The organism is Photobacterium halotolerans DSM 18316, assembly GCF_000425165.1.
GTDB classification, from domain to species: Bacteria; Pseudomonadota; Gammaproteobacteria; order Enterobacterales; family Vibrionaceae; genus Photobacterium; species Photobacterium halotolerans.
Genome location: NZ_AULG01000017.1, coordinates 19,526 through 37,598, shown reverse-complemented (window position 1 = coordinate 37,598; position 18,073 = coordinate 19,526). Strand labels below are relative to the sequence as shown.

The following is an 18,073-nucleotide window of genomic DNA, read 5'->3' as shown; positions in this document are numbered from 1 at the left end:
GGCCTCACAAAAACACCCGGCTATCTATTACAGGTAGCTGGTTACAGATTGCCGGGTAAGTATAAAAACGACTGTTACTTAAGCGGGATATCTACCTGCAGCATGACGCCATCCCGCTCATCTTCATGCCACATGTAATCAATTCGGTACTTGGTAGATTGACCGTCTTCTGAACCCAGTCCAAAACTCATCATGACACCGTGTTTCATGACCCATTCTTTGGCATCTTGCAGCGTCATGATATCCAAACCTTCATATTTTTTGGGTAGCCACAAACCCAGACCATAGAAAGTGGACGATGAGTTATCTTTCAGCATTGGACCACCGGAATCAGAGTGCCAGTCATCCCAAAAAGATACGTCTTTTTCATGGTGGCTCTCAGCTTCATCCCAGCGCATACTGTCTTCGGCTGATGGCACAAATTGAGTAGAATATGCCCCCCCTCTTCCTGCCGTCAGGGGCTGAAAACAGGTCAGTAAGTAAGCGCCTCTGTCATCTTCTGACAAGTTTTTCAGCTGTTTCTGGCTATAAAAGTGGCAAGGTAAAGCGGATGCAGAATACGAAAAAGACAACAGCCCGATCTGCAAAAGAGCAACATGTAATTTTCGAATAACCCGATTCACGAAACACCCTTAATATATTTTCCGGACTTTAAGCTTATAGGCGACAGAAATACTGACTGGTTTATTTTTAACCATCACCAGCAACATAAAAATGCTCTGAGGTTATTATTCTAGCGACACCGGGGGTTGTTAAATGTGAAATTGGCCTGTTTTTGACAATATTATCACGAATATCAGTACTCCGAATGGGAACCGTTTCAGGGCAGCTGAGAACCTGCCAATGACTTAAGATGTCTTTAGCGCGATAGAACTTTGAAAAATTTAAAAAATTATCAGGCCCGACAACAAAAGTCAGCTCTGCGCTCTGATGTTCATTTTGCAGGGAGCACATGACATCATAGGTAGTCACTGGTTTACCATTTTGTGAGATTGCTTCCTCTATTCGACAAAGAGATAAATTGGCAAAATTTAAATCTGCGATAAAAGCAGCAACCATAGTGCAACGAGAGTCATAATTAAGCATGACTTTTCCCCAGGCATGAGAATAACTGGGAACCAGTAAAACTTGATCAAAATGGGACAGCCGTTCCAGCACAGATTTATGCCCTAAACTGGGAGGATTAAATGCGCTGCCAAATACTGCGATCTTTTTTGCCATACTCCTGTTGCCTCTTTCCCCTCTGAACAAAATAAAAATACCAATTTCTTTCTCAATCAGCATTGATCCTACTTAAGAGTTATCGCATGATTTCGTAAAAGGTTTAATACATTTTACCGCTTTCACCAGTATTCGGTATTGAATGTCCAGAAATTGGTCAAAGCACAGAGGATTCATGTCATGGAACAGCTTATCCGTGCAGAAATGCAGGTACTCCCAGTGATAGACGCTGAATTTGAAGTTCAGCGTCGCGTTGCTTTTATTCAAAACAAGCTAAAACAAGCGCATTGCAGGTCTTTAGTGCTGGGTATCAGTGGTGGGGTTGATTCCACTACCTGCGGCCGGTTGGCTCAACTGGCGGTGGATGGCCTGAATGCTGAGTCAGCATCTGAAGACTATCAGTTCATTGCCGTTCGTTTGCCCTATGGCCAGCAACAAGATGAAGACGAAGCCCAGCTGGCATTACAATTCATCCGTCCGACTCATTCAGTATCGGTCAATATTAAGCCAGGCGTCGATGGAACACATGCTGCCACACTGGATGCACTGAGCGGCACCGGCCTTATTCCGCAAGATGATAGTAAAGTCGATTTTGTTAAAGGAAATGTTAAAGCGCGTACCCGCATGGTGGCACAGTATGAGATCGCCGGTCTGGTCGGCGGGCTTGTTCTGGGAACCGATCACTCGGCAGAGAATATTACCGGTTTTTATACCAAATGGGGTGACGGCGCTTGTGATTTAGCCCCACTGTTTGGTCTGAGTAAACGCCAGGTACGACAAATTGCAGATTACCTTGGCGCACCGCAAGAGCTTGTTCACAAAGTGCCAACGGCCGATCTTGAATGCCTGACACCCCAAAAGACGGACGAAGAGGCACTACAGCTGACTTACGACGAAATCGATGATTTTCTTGAAGGCAAAGCAGTCAGTGATTCTGTGAAGGAGAAGCTGATCGGTATTTATAAAGCCACTCAGCATAAACGACAGCCAATCCCGACCATCTACGATCAGGATTAAGCGAACCGTCGCTAAAAAGTAAAAGGGCTTTGCGTTAATGCAAAGCCCTTTCTGTGAGTCTGACTGTAATAATTACTGACTCTTATCCGCACTCTTGCTCTGGCGGATCTGTTCAGCAACAATTTGAATTGCCTCTCCACTGCTGATGCCTTGCGCCATCAGCTCATGAATTCGCTCTGCCGCTTCTTGCTGCTCTTCGTGAGTTAAAGAAATTGACGAATCACCAAACATAACGAACCCTGTATACTTCTTGATAGGGAGGCCATTCTAACGGCTCTTTATCAGCCTGTCATTGATAATTCAAAAGCCCTAGCCCGGATGCCCGTCAGCACGAGCCTGAGTGAGTATCGGCCAGAACACAATACAAAATATCCCAAAGGATACCGCCCACAGTAATGCGGACAGTATATAGGCGTATTGCGTTAGTCCCGGAAACATCACTATCAGTAAAGTCCTGACTAACACAGCTATAAACAGAATGACAAAAGCGGCCAGAATCCGCTTCCCTGTCTGCAGTACCCTGCCGGTATGACCTAATGAGACCCTGACAACCATCGCCAGTATCATGCCTCCTATACCACCCACTGTTATGACATGCAGTGAAATACTGTAGGCTAATTGCTGAGGATAAACCTGACTGATACCTGACAGGAACACTCCCAAAACAGTAAAGTAATAGGCTAAATGAAGCATCCACAACAATGGAATGCTGAACGTTCTGCTCGTTCGCCAACGCACCAGACGCGGAATTTGTGCCAATGCCGCAAACAGACATAAGCCGCCAAACCACATTGATGGTTGCCCGGATGAGATCAGTAATGATGACAGGAAAACAGCCCACATGGGCCACAAAGCTACATGTTCACGCCAGGGTATACGTGTGATGGGTTCAGTTTGTGTACCACGCGCCGTAAAGAATGGGATAACACGGCCCCCCATGACAGTCATCAGCACAGCAATCAACAAGGTCGTTTGCAATGCCACAGTACTCAGTGGAACATGGTTCCAACCCAGCACTATTCCATGCATACGAGCATTCAGGAACAACAACAAAAATAGTACTGGCAGAAAAAGCACATTTCGCCATTGGCGAGTCTGGATTACAGGTATCGCCAGGAAAAGGAGCGCCATAGCCAGCCACAGCAGGTCAAGTATCATCCAGGCTGGATGGGGAGCCATAACCAGCAGCGACACTCTCGCAATCAGCCATATTGCAAACACCAGCCCCAGCTTCCAGCCGCTGATACCAGGAATACCCGTCCAGTTTTGTACTGCAGTCAGCAGAAATCCGACAATCACCGCACCGGTAAACCCAAACAGCATTTCATGACTGTGCCACCACACGGGATTGCCGTACATAGGGAACAGCATGAAGCCAGACCAAAAGCCAGACCAGATCAACATTGCAATAACGGAGAACAGACCGGCAGCCAGGAAAAAGGGCCGAAATGCCAAACGTAAAATCGGGGGGATCTTCAGCGCGGAAGCTTTATCAACAATTTGCATGTGCTTTTCACTACTTACAGTAAAAAAGACATAATAGACAAATATAAAAAAGACGGGTTGATGTAAGACAATAAACCAAGACACTTTGGTCTTGGTTACCGGTGGTCAAACCTGCGCTATCGTTTCAGGTTCACGCAGTGGGGTCGTTACCCTGCGCTGTTAAAAATCAGGATAATCAACAGGCCGGGTTATTCGCTGAATATCCAAAATAGAGATGTCTCCCTGCCAGCGGCTTTCAATCAGCCCGACACTCAGCCAGTAGCGGCCATCCGGCACATCAATCGCCGGCAAACTTGTCGGTAGCTTGCCATCGACATCCTGAGTCCAGATCGGGCTCCAGTTTGTATCGTTCAAGTCAAACAAATTCATCGACAATACAGGCGATGGACAGGTTGAGTTGGGTAAGACTTCACGTTCAATACGCCAGTTTTTACTGTCTTTCCAGCCAATTTTCTGTTTCGGATCCGGCTTGGTCAGTATGACCCAGGAATTCCAGCTTCGCTCCTTGCCTGCCGTTATTTTTAACTGATAAAGACCTGCCGCCAAGGGCTCATCTAACCGGCGAGACTCTGAGACAAACTGGCCATTCTCAGAAATTGAAACCGCAGGCATGCTGAATTGCGTATCTGGCCAGCGGGAAAACGTGACCTCAAGCTGCTTAGCCTGAGTAATTCCCGTCACAGACAACCTCAGTAATACCTGATTCAGGTTCTGGATCACTTCACGTCGAACAGCCACTTTAGACAACCACTCAGGCAGACTTCGCTGTTTCAAACTGAAACCGCAATCTTCTGTAATGGCAAGCTCAAGTAAATCATTCAGATTAGCCTGCTGCTCCTCAGAAGGAAGCTGTTGCCAGGCCTGAACCATAGTCTCGAAACTGGCAGCTGTGTTCCCTTCCAGCAAACGCTGGTGCGCGACAGTGTAGAGATCCTTACCCACAAACCATTTAGCCGATGCCTGAGGGATCATGAACAGACATGTCATGATCCCAAAGACAGGTGTCACCCACAGCGATTTCATTCTTGTGGCGCTTTCATCCGGTAGCCAACACCGCGCAACGTTTCGATCTCAATGCCCGGCAGCTTTTGGCGTAACTGCAGGATATGAGTGTCGACAGTACGTGTTGTCGGATAATGGTTATAGCCCCACACCTGGTCGAGCAGCTCGTCCCGGGTGAAAACCCGGCCTGAATGCTTTGCAAGGAAAACAAGCAGTTCGAATTCAGTACGAGTAAGGGTAACAGAGTCCCCTTTTTGCTTCACTTCACGGCTTTCCAGATTAATCAGCGTTTCACCGATAGCAATGAGGTTCGCATTTTGCGATTCAGACTCGCCATTTCTCAAGTGAACACGAATACGTGCCAGCAGTTCCTCTTCAGCAAAAGGTTTAGTCAGGTAATCTTTGGCGCCTGAGTCAAGCCCAATCACCTTATCATTCACAGACACCATTGCTGTAAGCAGAATCACAGGAACCGATTTCAGCTTTAACCAACCTTCAAGGTAAGTCAGCGAGTCTCCTTCCGGTAGCTGGCGGTCAAGAACAACCAGATCGGCTTGCGCCCACAGATTTTCAACATTGGTTGCACAGTCAGCATACAGGCACTCATAGCCTGCTTCTTTCAAACATTCGAGCAAACCATCAGCAAGGTTGCGGTCATCTTCAACCAGTAGCAGAGTTTGATTCACACGGTATCTCCAAAATAAAAGTGGTTGGCGGACCTATTAATTTCATCCGCCCACCCATTCGACGGATCATCGATTCAACGATTGTCAGTCCCAAACCTAAGCCCTTTTCACTCACAAAGGGTTTTCTCAGCCGGGCCCAATCCTTACTACCTAAACTTCCCTGGTCTTTTACTATGACAATCAATTTTCCATCTTTGAACGATGATGTTAATTCAATCGGGGCCTGGCCATATTTGTGAGCATTGGACAGCAAGTTGTCAATACAGGTTCCAAGCCAGTACATATTGACCTTGACACTACGGTCCTCAGCAAGTGACAAGGTCACATCATAGGGTTCTGCAATAAATTCAATCCATTCATTAAAGGACTCCAGATTCTGAACACTCAATTCTTGATGATTCGCCTGCAGGTAATCCTTACTGGCCTCAGCCAACTGCCTTAATCGGCGTGAATCTTCGGTCAATCGTCTGAACTCATCATATAGGGTTTCAGGCAAAGCATCAAAGTGACGACGAAAACCTTCCACCGTCATGCTAAGACTTGCGATTGGTGTACGTAATTCGTGAGTCAAGATTTGCAGGACCAGCATTCTTTCCTGCATGGCGCGCCGGCGAATACGCCAGCGATACATCACCCAGCCCATGAGTAAGCCAATATTGACAACCAGCAACCCTGCCAGCAAATAGGTCGTCAGGTACGACTTATCTTCTTCCTGCCAGCAAATGTTACCACTTTTGACTAAACAGAAATCTGTGGTAATCAGGCGCGTGAAGTGCAGATCATGCTTTGCCAGTGCCTGGGCCCATGTCGGCTGATCATAGACATGGTATTCATTCCCATTCCGGATCCAAAGCTCACCATTGGAGATAAAAGCTTCCGCACCGGCAATAAACACTCGGATTTCTTCACTGCTCATCCGCTGTAATCGCCCCAGCACAGTGCCTGTCGCCGCTAAATCACGTTCCTGAATGTGTAAGTAGTTCTCCAGTTCTTTTTGGCGATTAGGAAACTTTTCCAGATAACGCACAGCATAGCTCCCACCGCCCGGATGAATATAGCCTGAACGTACAAACCAGCCTCTTGGTAACACAACGCTGTTACACATCGCGCGAGTAAACACGACAGGATGTGTTACCAAAGGACTGACAGGCCAGGGGCCCTTACAGGTTTCCGCATTTTGATAAAGGTGCCGCAGCGCCGATAGCGGGTACCTGGCTGATTGCGGCAACAAACTGGATGGCAACAGTAACGGTGTCGGGTAGCGACTTTGTAACTGACGAAAATCGTATGTAGCCAGAGGTTTACTGGAAAGCAATTCAGCACGAGCCGCTGACATGCGATCAGGCAAACTTTCCGTCTCCGCTTTAAGGGAGCCTGTAAACAGAATAGAAATAATTAGCACATACTTTTTCATAGCGCGGAAGTTTAACATTCACCGGTTCAGTATTGTCAGAAAATTGTCATTAGATCAGATAACTATAAAGGGATTACCCGTTCTCGCCATCATAACAGGTCAATCAGCCCCCAGATTACAGACTATTGATTCGCTTTTTTGTTGAAGCTTTCGCATCAGATATCAAAAAAGAAAAACGCCGCTTCGTAAGCGGCGTTTGATGAGTGATTCGCTGTATGACTTACAGAAAACGGGCTATATTCTCAACACTCTCTTTGGCATCGCCAAACAGCATCTGGGTGTTTTCTTTGAAGAACAATGGGTTCTGAACACCCGCATAACCGGTATTCATCGAACGCTTAAATACGATAACGTGTTTCGCGTTCCACACTTCCAGAACTGGCATACCGGCAATCGGGCTGCCTGGGTCTTCCATTGCTGCCGGGTTAACCGTATCGTTAGCACCGATCACCAGTACAACGTCTGTCTCTGCAAAGTCCTCATTAATCTCGTCCATTTCCAGGACAATATCATACGGCACTCTTGCTTCAGCCAGCAGTACATTCATGTGACCAGGTAAGCGACCAGCAACCGGATGAATACCAAATCTGACATCCACACCTTTTGCCCGTAGTTTCTCTGTAATTTCATGTACCGGATATTGCGCTTGCGCTACCGCCATTCCATATCCTGGTGTGATGATCACTGAACGAGCATCTTTCAGCATCTCTGCCACTTCTTCCGCAGAAGATTCATGGTACTCGCCCACTTCTTCATCGCCGGTAGAAACAGAACCATCTGTACCAAAACCACCGGCAATGACACTGACAAATGAACGATTCATTGCCTTACACATGATGTAAGACAGTATCGCACCAGAAGAGCCAACCAAAGCACCAGTCACAATCAGCAGATCATTGGCCAGCATGAAGCCAGCCGCTGCGGCAGCCCATCCTGAATATGAGTTCAGCATTGACACGACAACCGGCATATCCGCACCACCGATCGATGCGACCAAATGGTAACCGAAGGCTAAAGCGATAATTGTCACAACAATGAGTGGGAAGATCGAAGGATCCGGATCCACAAAAACGGTCAGTAAAACAAGAGAAACCAGAACAGCCAGCAAGTTCAGTTTATGGCGGTGAGGCAACATCAAAGGCTTGGACGACATTGTGCCGCGAAGTTTACCAAAAGCCACCACTGAGCCTGTAAAGGTCACAGCACCGATGAAGACACCGATAAAAATTTCAACCAAATGAATGGTTAACATCGCACCCGTCAGTGGCTCACCATGGTCAAGGAAAGTATTGAAACCGACCAGCACGGCTGCCATACCCACAAAACTGTGAAGAATCGCAACCAGCTCTGGCATCTGAGTCATTTCAACTTTCTTGGCATAGTAAATACCAATCGCCCCACCCACAATCATGGCCAGAATAATCCAGCCGGTTCCAGCTGATTCAGGGCCAAAAATAGTCGCAATCAATGCTATGGCCATTCCCGCCATACCAAAGTAGTTACCTGACTTTGCGGATTCCTGTTTAGAGAGTCCTGCCAACGACATTATAAAAAGGACAGCAGCAATAATGTAGGCCGCTTGAACAATTCCTGCAGACATTGATAACAACTCCCTTACTTATCTTTACGGAACATTTCAAGCATCCGCTTAGTGACGGTAAAGCCACCAAAAATATTGATACTTGCGATCAAAACAGCAATAAAGGCAAAGAAGGACACAACGCCAACCCCCTGACCAATCTGCAATAAGGCACCGACAATAATGATGCCGGATATAGCATTGGTCACTGACATCAGAGGTGTGTGCAATGCATGCGTCACGTTCCAGACGACGTAGTAACCCACTACACACGCCAGAACAAAAACCGTAAAGTGAGAAAGGAATTCAGCCGGTGCATAATTAGCCACCCAGCCAAACAACAGCGCCCCTGCCGCCATCAAACCATACTTTCTGGCTGGCGGCATTGGCTCTTTGACTGCTTTGGTAACAGGTGCGGCGACTGCTTTTTCTTGCTGCGGAGCAGCGGATACTTTAATAGGTGGTGCCGGCCAGGTGAGTTCACCTTCTTTCACCACGGTTAAACCGCGCAGCACTTCATCATCAAAGTTGATATCTATGTTGCCGTCTTTTTCTTTACACAGCAGCTTCATCAAATTGACTAGGTTGGTAGCATAAAGCTGGGACGACTGATTCGGCAGACGACTGACCATATCGGTGTAACCGATAATTTTTACACCGTTAGGCGTAGTGATAACTTTATCGGCTTCGGTATAGGCACAGTTTCCGCCATTGGCCGCAGCAAGGTCGACAATAACGCTGCCGGGTTTCATGGAATCAACCATTTCCTGGGTAATCAGACGAGGAGCCGGACGGCCGGGAATCAGCGCGGTCGTAATAATGATGTCAACGTCTTTCGCCTGCTCTGCGTACAAACGCTCAGCAGCCTTGTTAAATTCGTCTGACATTTCTTTCGCGTAGCCATCACCCGTGCTGGTGTCTTCTTTGAAATCGACTTCAAGGAACTCAGCACCCATAGACTGCACTTGTTCTTTAACTTCAGGACGCACATCGAAGGCGCGAACAATGGCACCCAGGCTGCCCGCAGCACCGATAGCGGCCAATCCGGCAACCCCCGCGCCGGCAACCAGGACTTTCGCTGGCGGTACTTTGCCTGCCGCTGTGATCTGCCCGGTAAAGAAACGGCCAAACTCGTGGGCCGCTTCAACGACAGCACGATAACCGGCAATGTTTGCCATAGAACTCAATGCATCCAGGGCTTGTGCTCGTGAGATACGCGGCACCGAATCCATAGCCATTACATTGATATTTTTGCTGGACAATTTCTTCAGCAATTCTGGATTCTGCGCCGGCCAGATAAAGCTGACCAGGCTGGCTCCCTCTTTCAGGAGGGCTATCTCATCATCACTGGGGGCATTGACTTTAAAAATCAGATCTGACTGCCACACTTCTTCCGTAGACACCACACTCGCGCCTGCGGCTTCAAAAGCAGCGTCATCAAAACTTGCGTGAATACCAGCGTCATGTTCAACAGCAACACTGAACCCCATTTTTAATAACTGCTCGACCGTTTTCGGCGTCGCAGCCACTCGCGTTTCATTCGCGAGTATTTCTTTAGGCACACCTATCTGCATCGTTATTCCCTGAACAGTAGCAAAATGTACACATTTAGTATCCAGCTCCCAGTATCGCAACGGCTGAGAATGGAACTAATACAACACTCTTTACCTGAGATTAAACAACGGATGTTATTGACTTACATGAAGTTAATCACACCAACAATTTAGGCAAACCCAGGTTCTGTAACCCGCTTCACTTATCAGCAAAAAAGCTGACAAGAAAATGAACTACACCCCTGAGATTTACCGTTTTCTCCCAACAACATTCAGGGTTTTCCACCAGCTATGCAAAAATAAAATAAGCAATAACCAGTGTCCGGTTCCCTGATAAAAAGTACCGGTCTCTAAACATTCATTTCAGCGCAGTGTCTTTACTCCCTCAGACATTGCGCTCAATTTACCGGAACATGGCATCGCCGGTCTGATCGATGAACATCTTGGCTTTATTCACCATCAATGTTGTCGCATCCGCTTTACTTGCCAGTAAATCGGAGCGTATGAAAGTGTGTGTTTTCAACTCACCTTCACATTCTTTGCAAATCCTGCCAGCAATCCGAAACTGCCCGCCTTCGGAAATAGGTTCAGGGTAAATGAGATACCCTTTATATTCCTCAGGTGTCACTTCAAGCGTTTTCGAATCTGCCGTTTCTCTTCCAAAGAGCTTTGACCAGAACCCCACGAAAGCACTCCTTTCCGATATATTTAATGACACTATCATGCCATATGCTTATGTAAAATAAACCCAAACAGATTAAAAACTGATAATTATGATGAAAATGTTCTAACTCCGTTTTATTCACCACTGTCTTACACTAGATTCACATAAGAAAAATTAACAAAAAACGCCGGCTTTCGGGCCGGCGCTTATATGCTGTCTAGCAAGTAACATGCTTAACGGATCAGACCAATGTCTTTCTGCAGATGAACTGGCAGATGAGAAACCTGATAAGTCTTAACGGATACCTGCTGACGGGGTAACAAAATATCCAGTGCGTGTGCAATCAATCCTTTGATGTTCAGCGAATAGGCTTTCTTCTCCATGACGTCCTGATTTGTGATGGTGTCGAAGTGCATTGCCTGTGCCATGATTGCCTCATTATTGATGGGTTTGATGTTGTTCTACAGAACAAATACTAACCGGTTGTTTTTTGAACTAAAAATGACATTTTTTCCAATGAACCATAAAAAAATCTAATCTGTTGCGTAAAGGTTTCAATTTGATTGACGGTAAAAAATATATACGCTGAAGAGATGAATAATCTGTCATGAAATGGTATCAATTAATGCCTAAATAGCGTGTTATCCGATCAGCCCCAACCAAAGTTCACAACCAATTAACAATCACACAGGACGAAAGATGTTATCCCTGCTTGCGAGACACTCATCAATACTTTTATTACTTGCAGCTCTCATTGGGTTTTCCTTCCCAGCGATTTCTACTGCAGTTTTCCCTTATTTGCCTTACATTCTTTTCTTTTTAATGTTGTTTACTTTGATTGGGATAAAACAAAACGCTTTAATCAGCCTTTTATTTCAGCCGAAAATCTGGGTATACGCCTTTTATCATGCCGCATTGCTGTCAATGCTCTCGACCTTGATTGCCTCTGTTTTGGGAGCTTCCGCGTCACTGACCCTGGCTATTTCAGCGGTTGCGGCAACCGGCTCATTATTTGCCACACCGGCCATCGCACGCTCAGTTGGACTGGATGTGATGACCGCCATGGCAATGACTATTGCTACCACGCTGCTGATGCCCGTTGTGCTTTGTATCAATCTCTACCTTTTCCGGCATGACAGCTTCAGTCTTGATCTGATGACTTATTTCCAGCGACTGGTTATTTTCATTTTGGGTCCTATGCTGCTATCAGCGCTGTGTCATCGCTACGTTCCTTCCCACATTCTTCAGCGTACACACAGTAAAATTGCGCAAGTGACTATTTTGCTGGTTCCGGCGTTTCCACTGGGCCTGGTGGCTGACTTTCGTGCATTTGTCGATCAGTCATGGCAGCAAGGATTACTTTACTTTGGTTATGGTATCGCAATATGTCTGCTCTTCTTTATCAGCGGTTTTCTGCTGTTTATGCGGAAAAATGTTCAGAATGGTCTTCTTGCGGGGATCACTTCCGCCAACCGGAATGTCTTGCTGACTTATACCGTCGCCGGAGCCGCATTAGGCCCTGACTATCTCATTCTTGTTGGTGCGCTTCAGCTTCCCATCTATGCCATGCCGTTAGTGGTCAAGTGGATGAGCAACTTGCTCAATAGTAAAAATCCAACGCAAACGTCCTCTGTGAACTGATTCCATGAGCAGAAAACAAGCAGTTGTGCTGATTGAACAGATAAATCTCCTTTAACGTGATGTCAGTCTTGCTCTTTGCGCATTGATTTCATTATTATCGACTGGAATTCTCAGGGCGGGGTGAAATTCCCCACCGGCGGTAACTGACAGAAACAGGCTGGTAAAGCCATGCTTTTTCGACAGAAGCCCGCGAGCGCTTCATCGCAATCACGCTCAGTGTGGATGAAGGTCAGCAGATCTGGTGAAACTGCATTCTCTACTGAATGCAACGAGTCCAGAGCCGACGGTTATAGTCCGGATGGAAGAGAATCAGCGGATTTGTTTCTTGCTTTTACATTATGTTCAGCGAGCCTGTGGCTTGCCTGCTGACACCTGCCTGTAAAGCTATTTCAGCCTGACTGAAACGCTGTTTTTTTGCGCCCTGATTCTGGTAACGTTAATGTTAATAATGGAGTAAATACCATGAATCAGTCTCTGCTTTCCCCTTTTGGAACCGCTTTCGAGCGCGTTGAAACCGGCATCCGCGCTATTCGTGAAGGTCGTGGTGTATTGGTAGTTGACGACGAAGATCGTGAAAACGAAGGTGATATCATTTTTGCCGCCGATTCGCTCACGACAGAGCAAATGGCACTGATGATTCGCGAATGCTCAGGCATTGTCTGCTTGTGCTTAACCCAAGAGCGCGTAGACCAACTCGCGTTAACCATGATGGTCGATAATAACACCAGTGTAAATCAAACCGGTTTTACGGTAACCATTGAGGCAGCAAAGGGAGTTACAACAGGCGTTTCTGCCGCTGATCGTGTCACCACCATCAAAGCTGCCATTGCCGACGACGCACAGCCCGATGATTTGCACAGGCCTGGTCATGTTTTTCCGCTGAAAGCAAATTCCGAAGGTGTGCTGGGTCGCCGGGGTCATACAGAGGCAACCATAGATCTCATGCGATTAGCTGGTAAAAAGCCGTTCGGCGTACTTTGTGAGCTGACCAACCCCGATGGCACCATGGCCCGTTTACCTGAAGTGATTGCATTCGGCAAGCGTCATAATATGCCGGTTTTAACCATTGAAGATCTTGCTGCCTACCGATTAGCGCATTTATCAGCGCAGACAGGTGAAGACAATGCGGCTTCCGAAGCCGCATTCGCTTAAGTACTCCGACACGCAAAGAGGTATTCTGCTGAATACCTCTTCCTTATTTTTGTTAATCAGATGCCTGACACTGGCACCCAGTATGTCAGTGCACTCCAGGCCACAATCCAAACACTGATTAAAATTGCATCCAGCCAATCCCGATTCATACCCGACTCTTGCTTGCTCACCTTATCAGTGATCAGTCGACCAGAGAGTCAGCATCATTAAATGGAAAATATACAAAGAAAAAAGCCTGACGTATTGCCAGGCCTTACTGTGAAGAATAATGAAGAATAGCCAACAATGCTGAGCCTTACGCTGCACCGTGTTCGTGGTCAACATGCTCACACTCACAGGGAATGTAAGTGATCAGATCATCTTTCGGTGCCGAAAGCTGTTGCTGATAACGCGCATAATTTTCAAACGCTTCAGCCATAGTACAATCGAGTGATAAAGGCGCCATTTCGCAGTCCAGCAGCGCCTGATAACCTTCTTTGCCTGTTGCCGTATAACCGGATGACACTGAGGTATAGACAGCGTCGTCTTCCAGGGGCAACCACTCACCTTCTGTGAAATAGGCCAGTTTTTCTATCCTCTGACCTTTCGGCCGGCAACAGCGATAAGTAAAACGCAGATGGGCCGTATAGGGGAAACTGCCGGTGCCCGTGCCTTCAACCCCGTTATCAACAGCGTTATCTATCGCCCCTTCCAGCGCTTCACGTACTTTGGCGCCTCTGACTTTATAAACCATCAGCCCAATGGCGAAAGGCAATAAACGTCCGGCAATATCTGCAGAACTGATGGGGCCCGGATTCAGCGACGTTCTGACACCACCAGCATTGTGAATGCCAAAATCAACCTCAAAGCCCATCTGTCTGCCATGATGCACAAAACTTTCAACCACCAGGGGGGCAATCGCGCTGGCACCATGGCTGTCAGGCACTCTGACATGGCGGAGTGACTCAGTAACGACCGCCACTTTATTGGTCTGACGTTCACGAACGGCAGGACGATAATCCAGATTCAGAATGTGCTCTACAACCGGATCCTTCGCGCACATAGTGATATTCGACTGTTGCTGAAGATAGTGTTTTACCACTTCATGGCAATCCGGGTCTAAATGCTCATTGCGTGTAGCATCCAGGGTAAACTGGCGGCCAAGCAGCAACTGATTACCGCCTGACACTTGTTCAACACTGCCATCCGCCGCAAAATCGATCGAAATCTGACCCAGCGCCAGTGCATTACAACCGGCCTGCACCACACAGGTACCCTTAATGTTGACGGCATACTGGTCTTTTTTACCGTACCCGACATTGGTGAAGTCCCCTTGCATGGTATGGGTATGACCGCCAATGATAACGCCTATCCCTGCCACTTTTTCAGCCAGTTCAAGGTCACGTTCATAACCAAGATGACTGAGAAGCACGATTTTGTTCACTCCGTGACGGTGTAACTCCGCAATGGTCTTTTCTGCGACCGAAACTACCGACCGGAAAGAGGTATCCGGATCCGGATTGGCAATTTTATCCATATTTTCAATGGTCAGGCCAAAGAGCGCGACTGGCTCACCCTGCACGTCTTTCAGCATATAACGTGCACAACCCGTATCATTGTTATAGGCCAGCAGGTTTGACTTGGGTCTCAGCGGGTTACGCTTAGTTTGATCTTCCTGACTCAAATCCCAGTTTCCGGCCAGCATTGGAAAATTGACCTGATCCAGAAAGTCGGCAACCAGGGTGTTACCCATATCCAGTTCATGATTGCCCAGCGCCATAGCTTCTACGCCAATCGCATTAAGCAGTCTGGCATTCGCTTCGCCTTTGAACAGCGAAAAATACAATGTGCCCTGAAAGCAGTCGCCGGCATGCACAAACATAAACTCACGGCCATTTAAATACGCTTGCTTTCTTGCCTCTTTCACCGCCGTTGATACCCGTGCGAACCCGCCACAACTGGCATACACAGTCGTCTCATGCTCATTCTCGGCGACAGACAGCCCTGGTGTTTGAATTAACACATGTTCGGGCAAAGTCAGTTTGATTGCAGAGGGTTCAAAGTGAGAGTGCGTATCGTTGATATGGGCGATGGTAATTCGGGCTTGAGTGTGTCGGGTCATAAAGGCTTACTGTTCTCCGTGAAATATTTCAATCAGATATGATTCTTATCACATTGTGCATATCATCATACAGGAAAGGCCCGTATCCAGGGATGAATATCTCATCTGTCACAAAAATATCACCATAAACAGGCAACTAAAAGTCAGAAAAGGCAGCGTTAATGCTGCCTTCTCATACATTCACAGGTTCATACGTAAAAATATTACTGATTACTGATTGCTGATTACTGATAGTGTCCATGACGCTGCAGAACTTCAATTTTGTAACCATCCGGGTCCAAAACAAAAAAGAAGCGTGCCAGTAACTGGCCTTCGCGAGAAAATTCTTTAATGTCCAGTGGCGCATAGCCCAGAGACTGCAGCTTTTCGTGTTCAGCATCCAGATCATCCACAGCCACTGCAATGTGCCCGTAACCGCTGCCGTGCGTATAAGGCTCAGCACCTTTGTTCCAGGTCAGCTCCAGCTCCATGTCATTCTCATCATTACGCAGATAGACCAGACTGAAGTCATCAAAATCCAGGCGGTGAGCAACATCCAAATCCAGTGCCTGTTTATAAAAGACGAGGGACTTGTCCAGATCCTGCACTCGCACCATGGTATGAATAATTTTTGCCATCAGCCAACTCCTGAATATTTGGGCTTCGTTTACCCAATAGGTGTTTGATAATCCTGAGCCATTGCCCGGACTGTTGTCTGGTTCGGACTATAACAACCCCATCTCTTCATCACAAGCAGCCGCCCGGACTGAATTTCAATCACGATGGAAATCAACAGCTTCTGTAAATTTTGTGAGCATATACATGAACACACTGTCTCTGAATGCTATAGGCTTACAGTAAGCAAGCACAGTAGGCAGGTAAAGAATGCATTTAAGCAGAATCGAAATTGCAGGTTTCAGAGGGATCAAGCGCTTGTCTCTGACACTGAATGAGCTGACGGTACTCATTGGTGAAAACACCTGGGGTAAATCTTCCCTCTTGGACGCCCTCAGTATCGCACTCTCACCGGACGCCAAATTTCATAACTTTTATTTTTCTGACTTTCATGTTGACTACTCACTGGGCCATACCCAGGTCTCTCAGATACAAATCGTCCTGAACTGGGTTGAAGACTATCCGGGCGAGCACAAAGCGCGGCGCTACCGTTCCTTCAAGCCCGTGTGGGTAAGAAACGGCAAAGACGGTAAACAGCTTTACTATCAGATAAGCAGCGAACGCGAAGATGACAAAGTGATCACCGAACGCCATTTTCTTGATGCCGGTGGCAATATCATCGACTGCCCGGATAACAATAAGCTTGCTAAGCAACTGATGGTTTTACACCCCATAGTGCGCATCCGCGACGCGAGACAGTTGCGGCTTGATACAGAACAACAGGAAGAGCTCGATCAGGAGCAACGGGAACAACGAAATGTCATCAACGCCCGAATAGAGCGCCGGCTGGATAACACCTGCCGACGCCTGCTGACCCGCCCCGGCCATGTCAGCAGCGATGAGATCAAAAGCAGTATCCGGGCATTGCGAACGCTGGTTGATCACTATTTTGCCTTTACACCGCACCATAAAGCGCCCCACCGGGATCACAGACACTTCCCTGAACGCAGTCACTTTTCCCCTAACCCCCTGGAAATGCTCGCCCGTCCGGAAATGACCAAGCAAAACAAGCTGGTGCTGATGGGACTTATCAATGCCTACATCCGCGCCCGGGGGCCGGTAGAACTGAAGCGCATATCGCGCCCCATCATGGTCCTTGAAGACCCGGAAGGCAGGCTTCATCCCATCATTCTTCATCAGGCGTGGGCTTTTGTCGTTAATATGCCGATGCAGAAAATTCTTACCACCAACAGCCCGGAACTGGCCTCTGTGGTCCCGTTGAACAGTATAAAGAAACTTAACAGAGAGCCCGATAAAACCCGGGTCTACAGCCTGGACAGCCACAGCCTGAGCCGGGATGAACTGCGCAGAGTCGGCTTTCATGTACGGTTACACCGCCCCGGTGCGCTGTATGCCCGGGCCTGGCTGCTGGTGGAAGGGGAAACAGAAGTCTGGCTGTTAAATGAGTTTGCTTACCGGTGCGGCTATAACTTTGCCTCGGAAGGCGTGCAGGTGATTGAATTTGCGCAGAGTGGTCTGAGGCCTATTATCAAAATCGCGAAACTGATGGGGATAGAATGGCATGTCGTGACAGATGGCGATGCCGCAGGGAAGAAATACGCAGAAACAGTACGTCACATGCTTGGCAGCGAATCGGATAAACACAGGTTAACCGTATTGCCCGATCTCGATATTGAACATTTCCTGTTTAACCACGGTTATGAGCCCCTGTTTCGTAAGCTGGCACGCGTGTCGGATGACCACCCAGCCCCCCCAAAAAAGATCATACAAAAAGCACTCAAACATCATGCGAAACCGGATGTCGCCCTGGCCATGGTGGAGTTCACAGACAGCGAGGAAATTGATCATATTCCGACCTTGCTGCGCTGGCTGCTCAAACGCATGGTCGCACTGGCTCGCGCTTCAACTACCTGAGCCAGCAC

At 47.5% G+C, this 18,073-nt stretch carries 17 protein-coding genes and 1 riboswitch; of the genes, 4 read left to right on the top strand and 13 right to left on the bottom strand.

Annotated elements, in window-relative coordinates:
* Positions 1 to 74 precede the first annotated feature (74 nt).
* Positions 75 to 623, bottom strand: coding sequence for a hypothetical protein (locus H511_RS0104960; protein ID WP_027251310.1), 549 nt, complete (start codon positions 621 to 623; stop codon positions 75 to 77).
* Between the two features lie 67 nt (positions 624 to 690).
* Positions 691 to 1,221, bottom strand: a complete 531-nt coding sequence (locus H511_RS0104955; RefSeq protein ID WP_027251309.1) for a nicotinate-nicotinamide nucleotide adenylyltransferase — start codon at positions 1,219 to 1,221, stop codon at positions 691 to 693.
* Positions 1,222 to 1,401: 180 nt separating this feature from the next.
* Here H511_RS0104955 and nadE point away from each other — a divergent pair, with 180 nt between their 5' ends.
* Complete coding sequence (gene nadE, locus H511_RS0104950; protein ID WP_027251308.1) at positions 1,402 to 2,238, top strand: ammonia-dependent NAD(+) synthetase; 837 nt, start codon at positions 1,402 to 1,404, stop codon at positions 2,236 to 2,238.
* Between the two features lie 72 nt (positions 2,239 to 2,310).
* Here nadE and H511_RS24295 read toward each other — a convergent pair whose 3' ends face one another.
* The 9 genes from H511_RS24295 to H511_RS0104905 form a co-directional block, all read right to left on the bottom strand.
* The gene (locus H511_RS24295) at positions 2,311 to 2,469 is read right to left on the bottom strand and encodes a YoaH family protein (RefSeq protein ID WP_081669192.1); all 159 of its coding nucleotides are present in this window, start codon (positions 2,467 to 2,469) and stop codon (positions 2,311 to 2,313) included.
* A 78-nt stretch (positions 2,470 to 2,547) separates the two neighbouring features.
* Positions 2,548 to 3,744 carry an NnrS family protein gene (locus H511_RS0104940; RefSeq protein ID WP_027251307.1) on the bottom strand — a complete coding sequence of 399 codons (1,197 nt, stop codon included), beginning with the start codon at positions 3,742 to 3,744 and terminating at the stop codon, positions 2,548 to 2,550.
* Between the two features lie 159 nt (positions 3,745 to 3,903).
* Complete coding sequence (locus tag H511_RS0104935) at positions 3,904 to 4,767, bottom strand: DUF2861 family protein (protein ID WP_248616576.1); 864 nt, start codon at positions 4,765 to 4,767, stop codon at positions 3,904 to 3,906.
* Positions 4,764 to 5,432 carry a response regulator transcription factor gene (locus H511_RS0104930; protein ID WP_027251305.1) on the bottom strand — a complete coding sequence of 223 codons (669 nt, stop codon included), beginning with the start codon at positions 5,430 to 5,432 and terminating at the stop codon, positions 4,764 to 4,766. The genes H511_RS0104935 and H511_RS0104930 overlap by 4 nt, the downstream gene beginning before the upstream one ends.
* Complete coding sequence (gene vxrA / locus H511_RS0104925) at positions 5,407 to 6,846, bottom strand: sensor histidine kinase VxrA (RefSeq protein ID WP_027251304.1); 1,440 nt, start codon at positions 6,844 to 6,846, stop codon at positions 5,407 to 5,409. The genes H511_RS0104930 and vxrA overlap by 26 nt, the downstream gene beginning before the upstream one ends.
* A 220-nt stretch (positions 6,847 to 7,066) precedes the next feature.
* Positions 7,067 to 8,446 carry a Re/Si-specific NAD(P)(+) transhydrogenase subunit beta gene (gene pntB / locus H511_RS0104920; RefSeq protein ID WP_027251303.1) on the bottom strand — a complete coding sequence of 460 codons (1,380 nt, stop codon included), beginning with the start codon at positions 8,444 to 8,446 and terminating at the stop codon, positions 7,067 to 7,069.
* Positions 8,447 to 8,460: 14 nt separating this feature from the next.
* Entirely contained in the window at positions 8,461 to 9,999 is a 1,539-nt protein-coding gene (gene pntA, locus H511_RS0104915; protein WP_027251302.1) for a Re/Si-specific NAD(P)(+) transhydrogenase subunit alpha, read from the bottom strand.
* A 382-nt stretch (positions 10,000 to 10,381) separates the two neighbouring features.
* On the bottom strand, positions 10,382 to 10,663 hold the full coding sequence (locus H511_RS0104910; protein ID WP_027251301.1) for an HlyU family transcriptional regulator: 282 nt from the start codon (positions 10,661 to 10,663) through the stop codon (positions 10,382 to 10,384).
* 212 nt (positions 10,664 to 10,875) lie between these two features.
* Positions 10,876 to 11,070, bottom strand: a complete 195-nt coding sequence (locus H511_RS0104905) for a hypothetical protein (RefSeq protein WP_027251300.1) — start codon at positions 11,068 to 11,070, stop codon at positions 10,876 to 10,878.
* Positions 11,071 to 11,341: 271 nt separating this feature from the next.
* On the opposite strand from H511_RS0104905, the gene H511_RS22610 reads away from it, so the two are divergent.
* Positions 11,342 to 12,283: a hypothetical protein gene (locus tag H511_RS22610; RefSeq protein WP_081669191.1), complete on the top strand. Its 942-nt coding sequence runs from the start codon at positions 11,342 to 11,344 to the stop codon at positions 12,281 to 12,283.
* Positions 12,284 to 12,385: 102 nt separating this feature from the next.
* Positions 12,386 to 12,597: riboswitch (FMN riboswitch) on the top strand.
* 148 nt (positions 12,598 to 12,745) lie between these two features.
* Positions 12,746 to 13,435 (top strand): 3,4-dihydroxy-2-butanone-4-phosphate synthase, encoded by a 690-nt coding sequence (ribB, locus tag H511_RS0104895; RefSeq protein ID WP_027251298.1) that lies wholly within the window; start codon positions 12,746 to 12,748, stop codon positions 13,433 to 13,435.
* A gap of 295 nt (positions 13,436 to 13,730) precedes the next feature.
* On the opposite strand, the gene H511_RS0104885 is transcribed toward ribB, so the two are convergent.
* The gene (locus H511_RS0104885; protein WP_027251296.1) at positions 13,731 to 15,536 is read right to left on the bottom strand and encodes a bifunctional metallophosphatase/5'-nucleotidase; all 1,806 of its coding nucleotides are present in this window, start codon (positions 15,534 to 15,536) and stop codon (positions 13,731 to 13,733) included.
* Positions 15,537 to 15,760: 224 nt separating this feature from the next.
* Positions 15,761 to 16,153: a VOC family protein gene (locus H511_RS0104880; protein WP_027251295.1), complete on the bottom strand. Its 393-nt coding sequence runs from the start codon at positions 16,151 to 16,153 to the stop codon at positions 15,761 to 15,763.
* Positions 16,154 to 16,400: 247 nt separating this feature from the next.
* Here H511_RS0104880 and H511_RS0104875 point away from each other — a divergent pair, with 247 nt between their 5' ends.
* Entirely contained in the window at positions 16,401 to 18,065 is a 1,665-nt protein-coding gene (locus H511_RS0104875; protein WP_027251294.1) for an ATP-dependent endonuclease, read from the top strand.
* The last annotated feature ends 8 nt before the right edge of the window (positions 18,066 to 18,073 follow it).

What these genes read in the sequence shown, in the direction of transcription:
- H511_RS0104955 (WP_027251309.1), bottom strand. Translation starts at nt 1,221, where the DNA reads ATGGCAAAAAAGATCGCAGTATTTGGCAGCGCATTTAATCCTCCCAGT.
- nadE (WP_027251308.1), top strand. Translation starts at nt 1,402, where the DNA reads ATGGAACAGCTTATCCGTGCAGAAATGCAGGTACTCCCAGTGATAGAC.
- H511_RS24295 (WP_081669192.1), bottom strand. Translation starts at nt 2,469, where the DNA reads ATGTTTGGTGATTCGTCAATTTCTTTAACTCACGAAGAGCAGCAAGAA.
- H511_RS0104940 (WP_027251307.1), bottom strand. Translation starts at nt 3,744, where the DNA reads ATGCAAATTGTTGATAAAGCTTCCGCGCTGAAGATCCCCCCGATTTTA.
- H511_RS0104935 (WP_248616576.1), bottom strand. Translation starts at nt 4,767, where the DNA reads ATGAAATCGCTGTGGGTGACACCTGTCTTTGGGATCATGACATGTCTG.
- vxrA (WP_027251304.1), bottom strand. Translation starts at nt 6,846, where the DNA reads ATGAAAAAGTATGTGCTAATTATTTCTATTCTGTTTACAGGCTCCCTT.
- pntB (WP_027251303.1), bottom strand. Translation starts at nt 8,446, where the DNA reads ATGTCTGCAGGAATTGTTCAAGCGGCCTACATTATTGCTGCTGTCCTT.
- pntA (WP_027251302.1), bottom strand. Translation starts at nt 9,999, where the DNA reads ATGCAGATAGGTGTGCCTAAAGAAATACTCGCGAATGAAACGCGAGTG.
- H511_RS0104905 (WP_027251300.1), bottom strand. Translation starts at nt 11,070, where the DNA reads ATGGCACAGGCAATGCACTTCGACACCATCACAAATCAGGACGTCATG.
- H511_RS22610 (WP_081669191.1), top strand. Translation starts at nt 11,342, where the DNA reads ATGTTATCCCTGCTTGCGAGACACTCATCAATACTTTTATTACTTGCA.
- ribB (WP_027251298.1), top strand. Translation starts at nt 12,746, where the DNA reads ATGAATCAGTCTCTGCTTTCCCCTTTTGGAACCGCTTTCGAGCGCGTT.
- H511_RS0104885 (WP_027251296.1), bottom strand. Translation starts at nt 15,536, where the DNA reads ATGACCCGACACACTCAAGCCCGAATTACCATCGCCCATATCAACGAT.
- H511_RS0104880 (WP_027251295.1), bottom strand. Translation starts at nt 16,153, where the DNA reads ATGGCAAAAATTATTCATACCATGGTGCGAGTGCAGGATCTGGACAAG.
- H511_RS0104875 (WP_027251294.1), top strand. Translation starts at nt 16,401, where the DNA reads ATGCATTTAAGCAGAATCGAAATTGCAGGTTTCAGAGGGATCAAGCGC.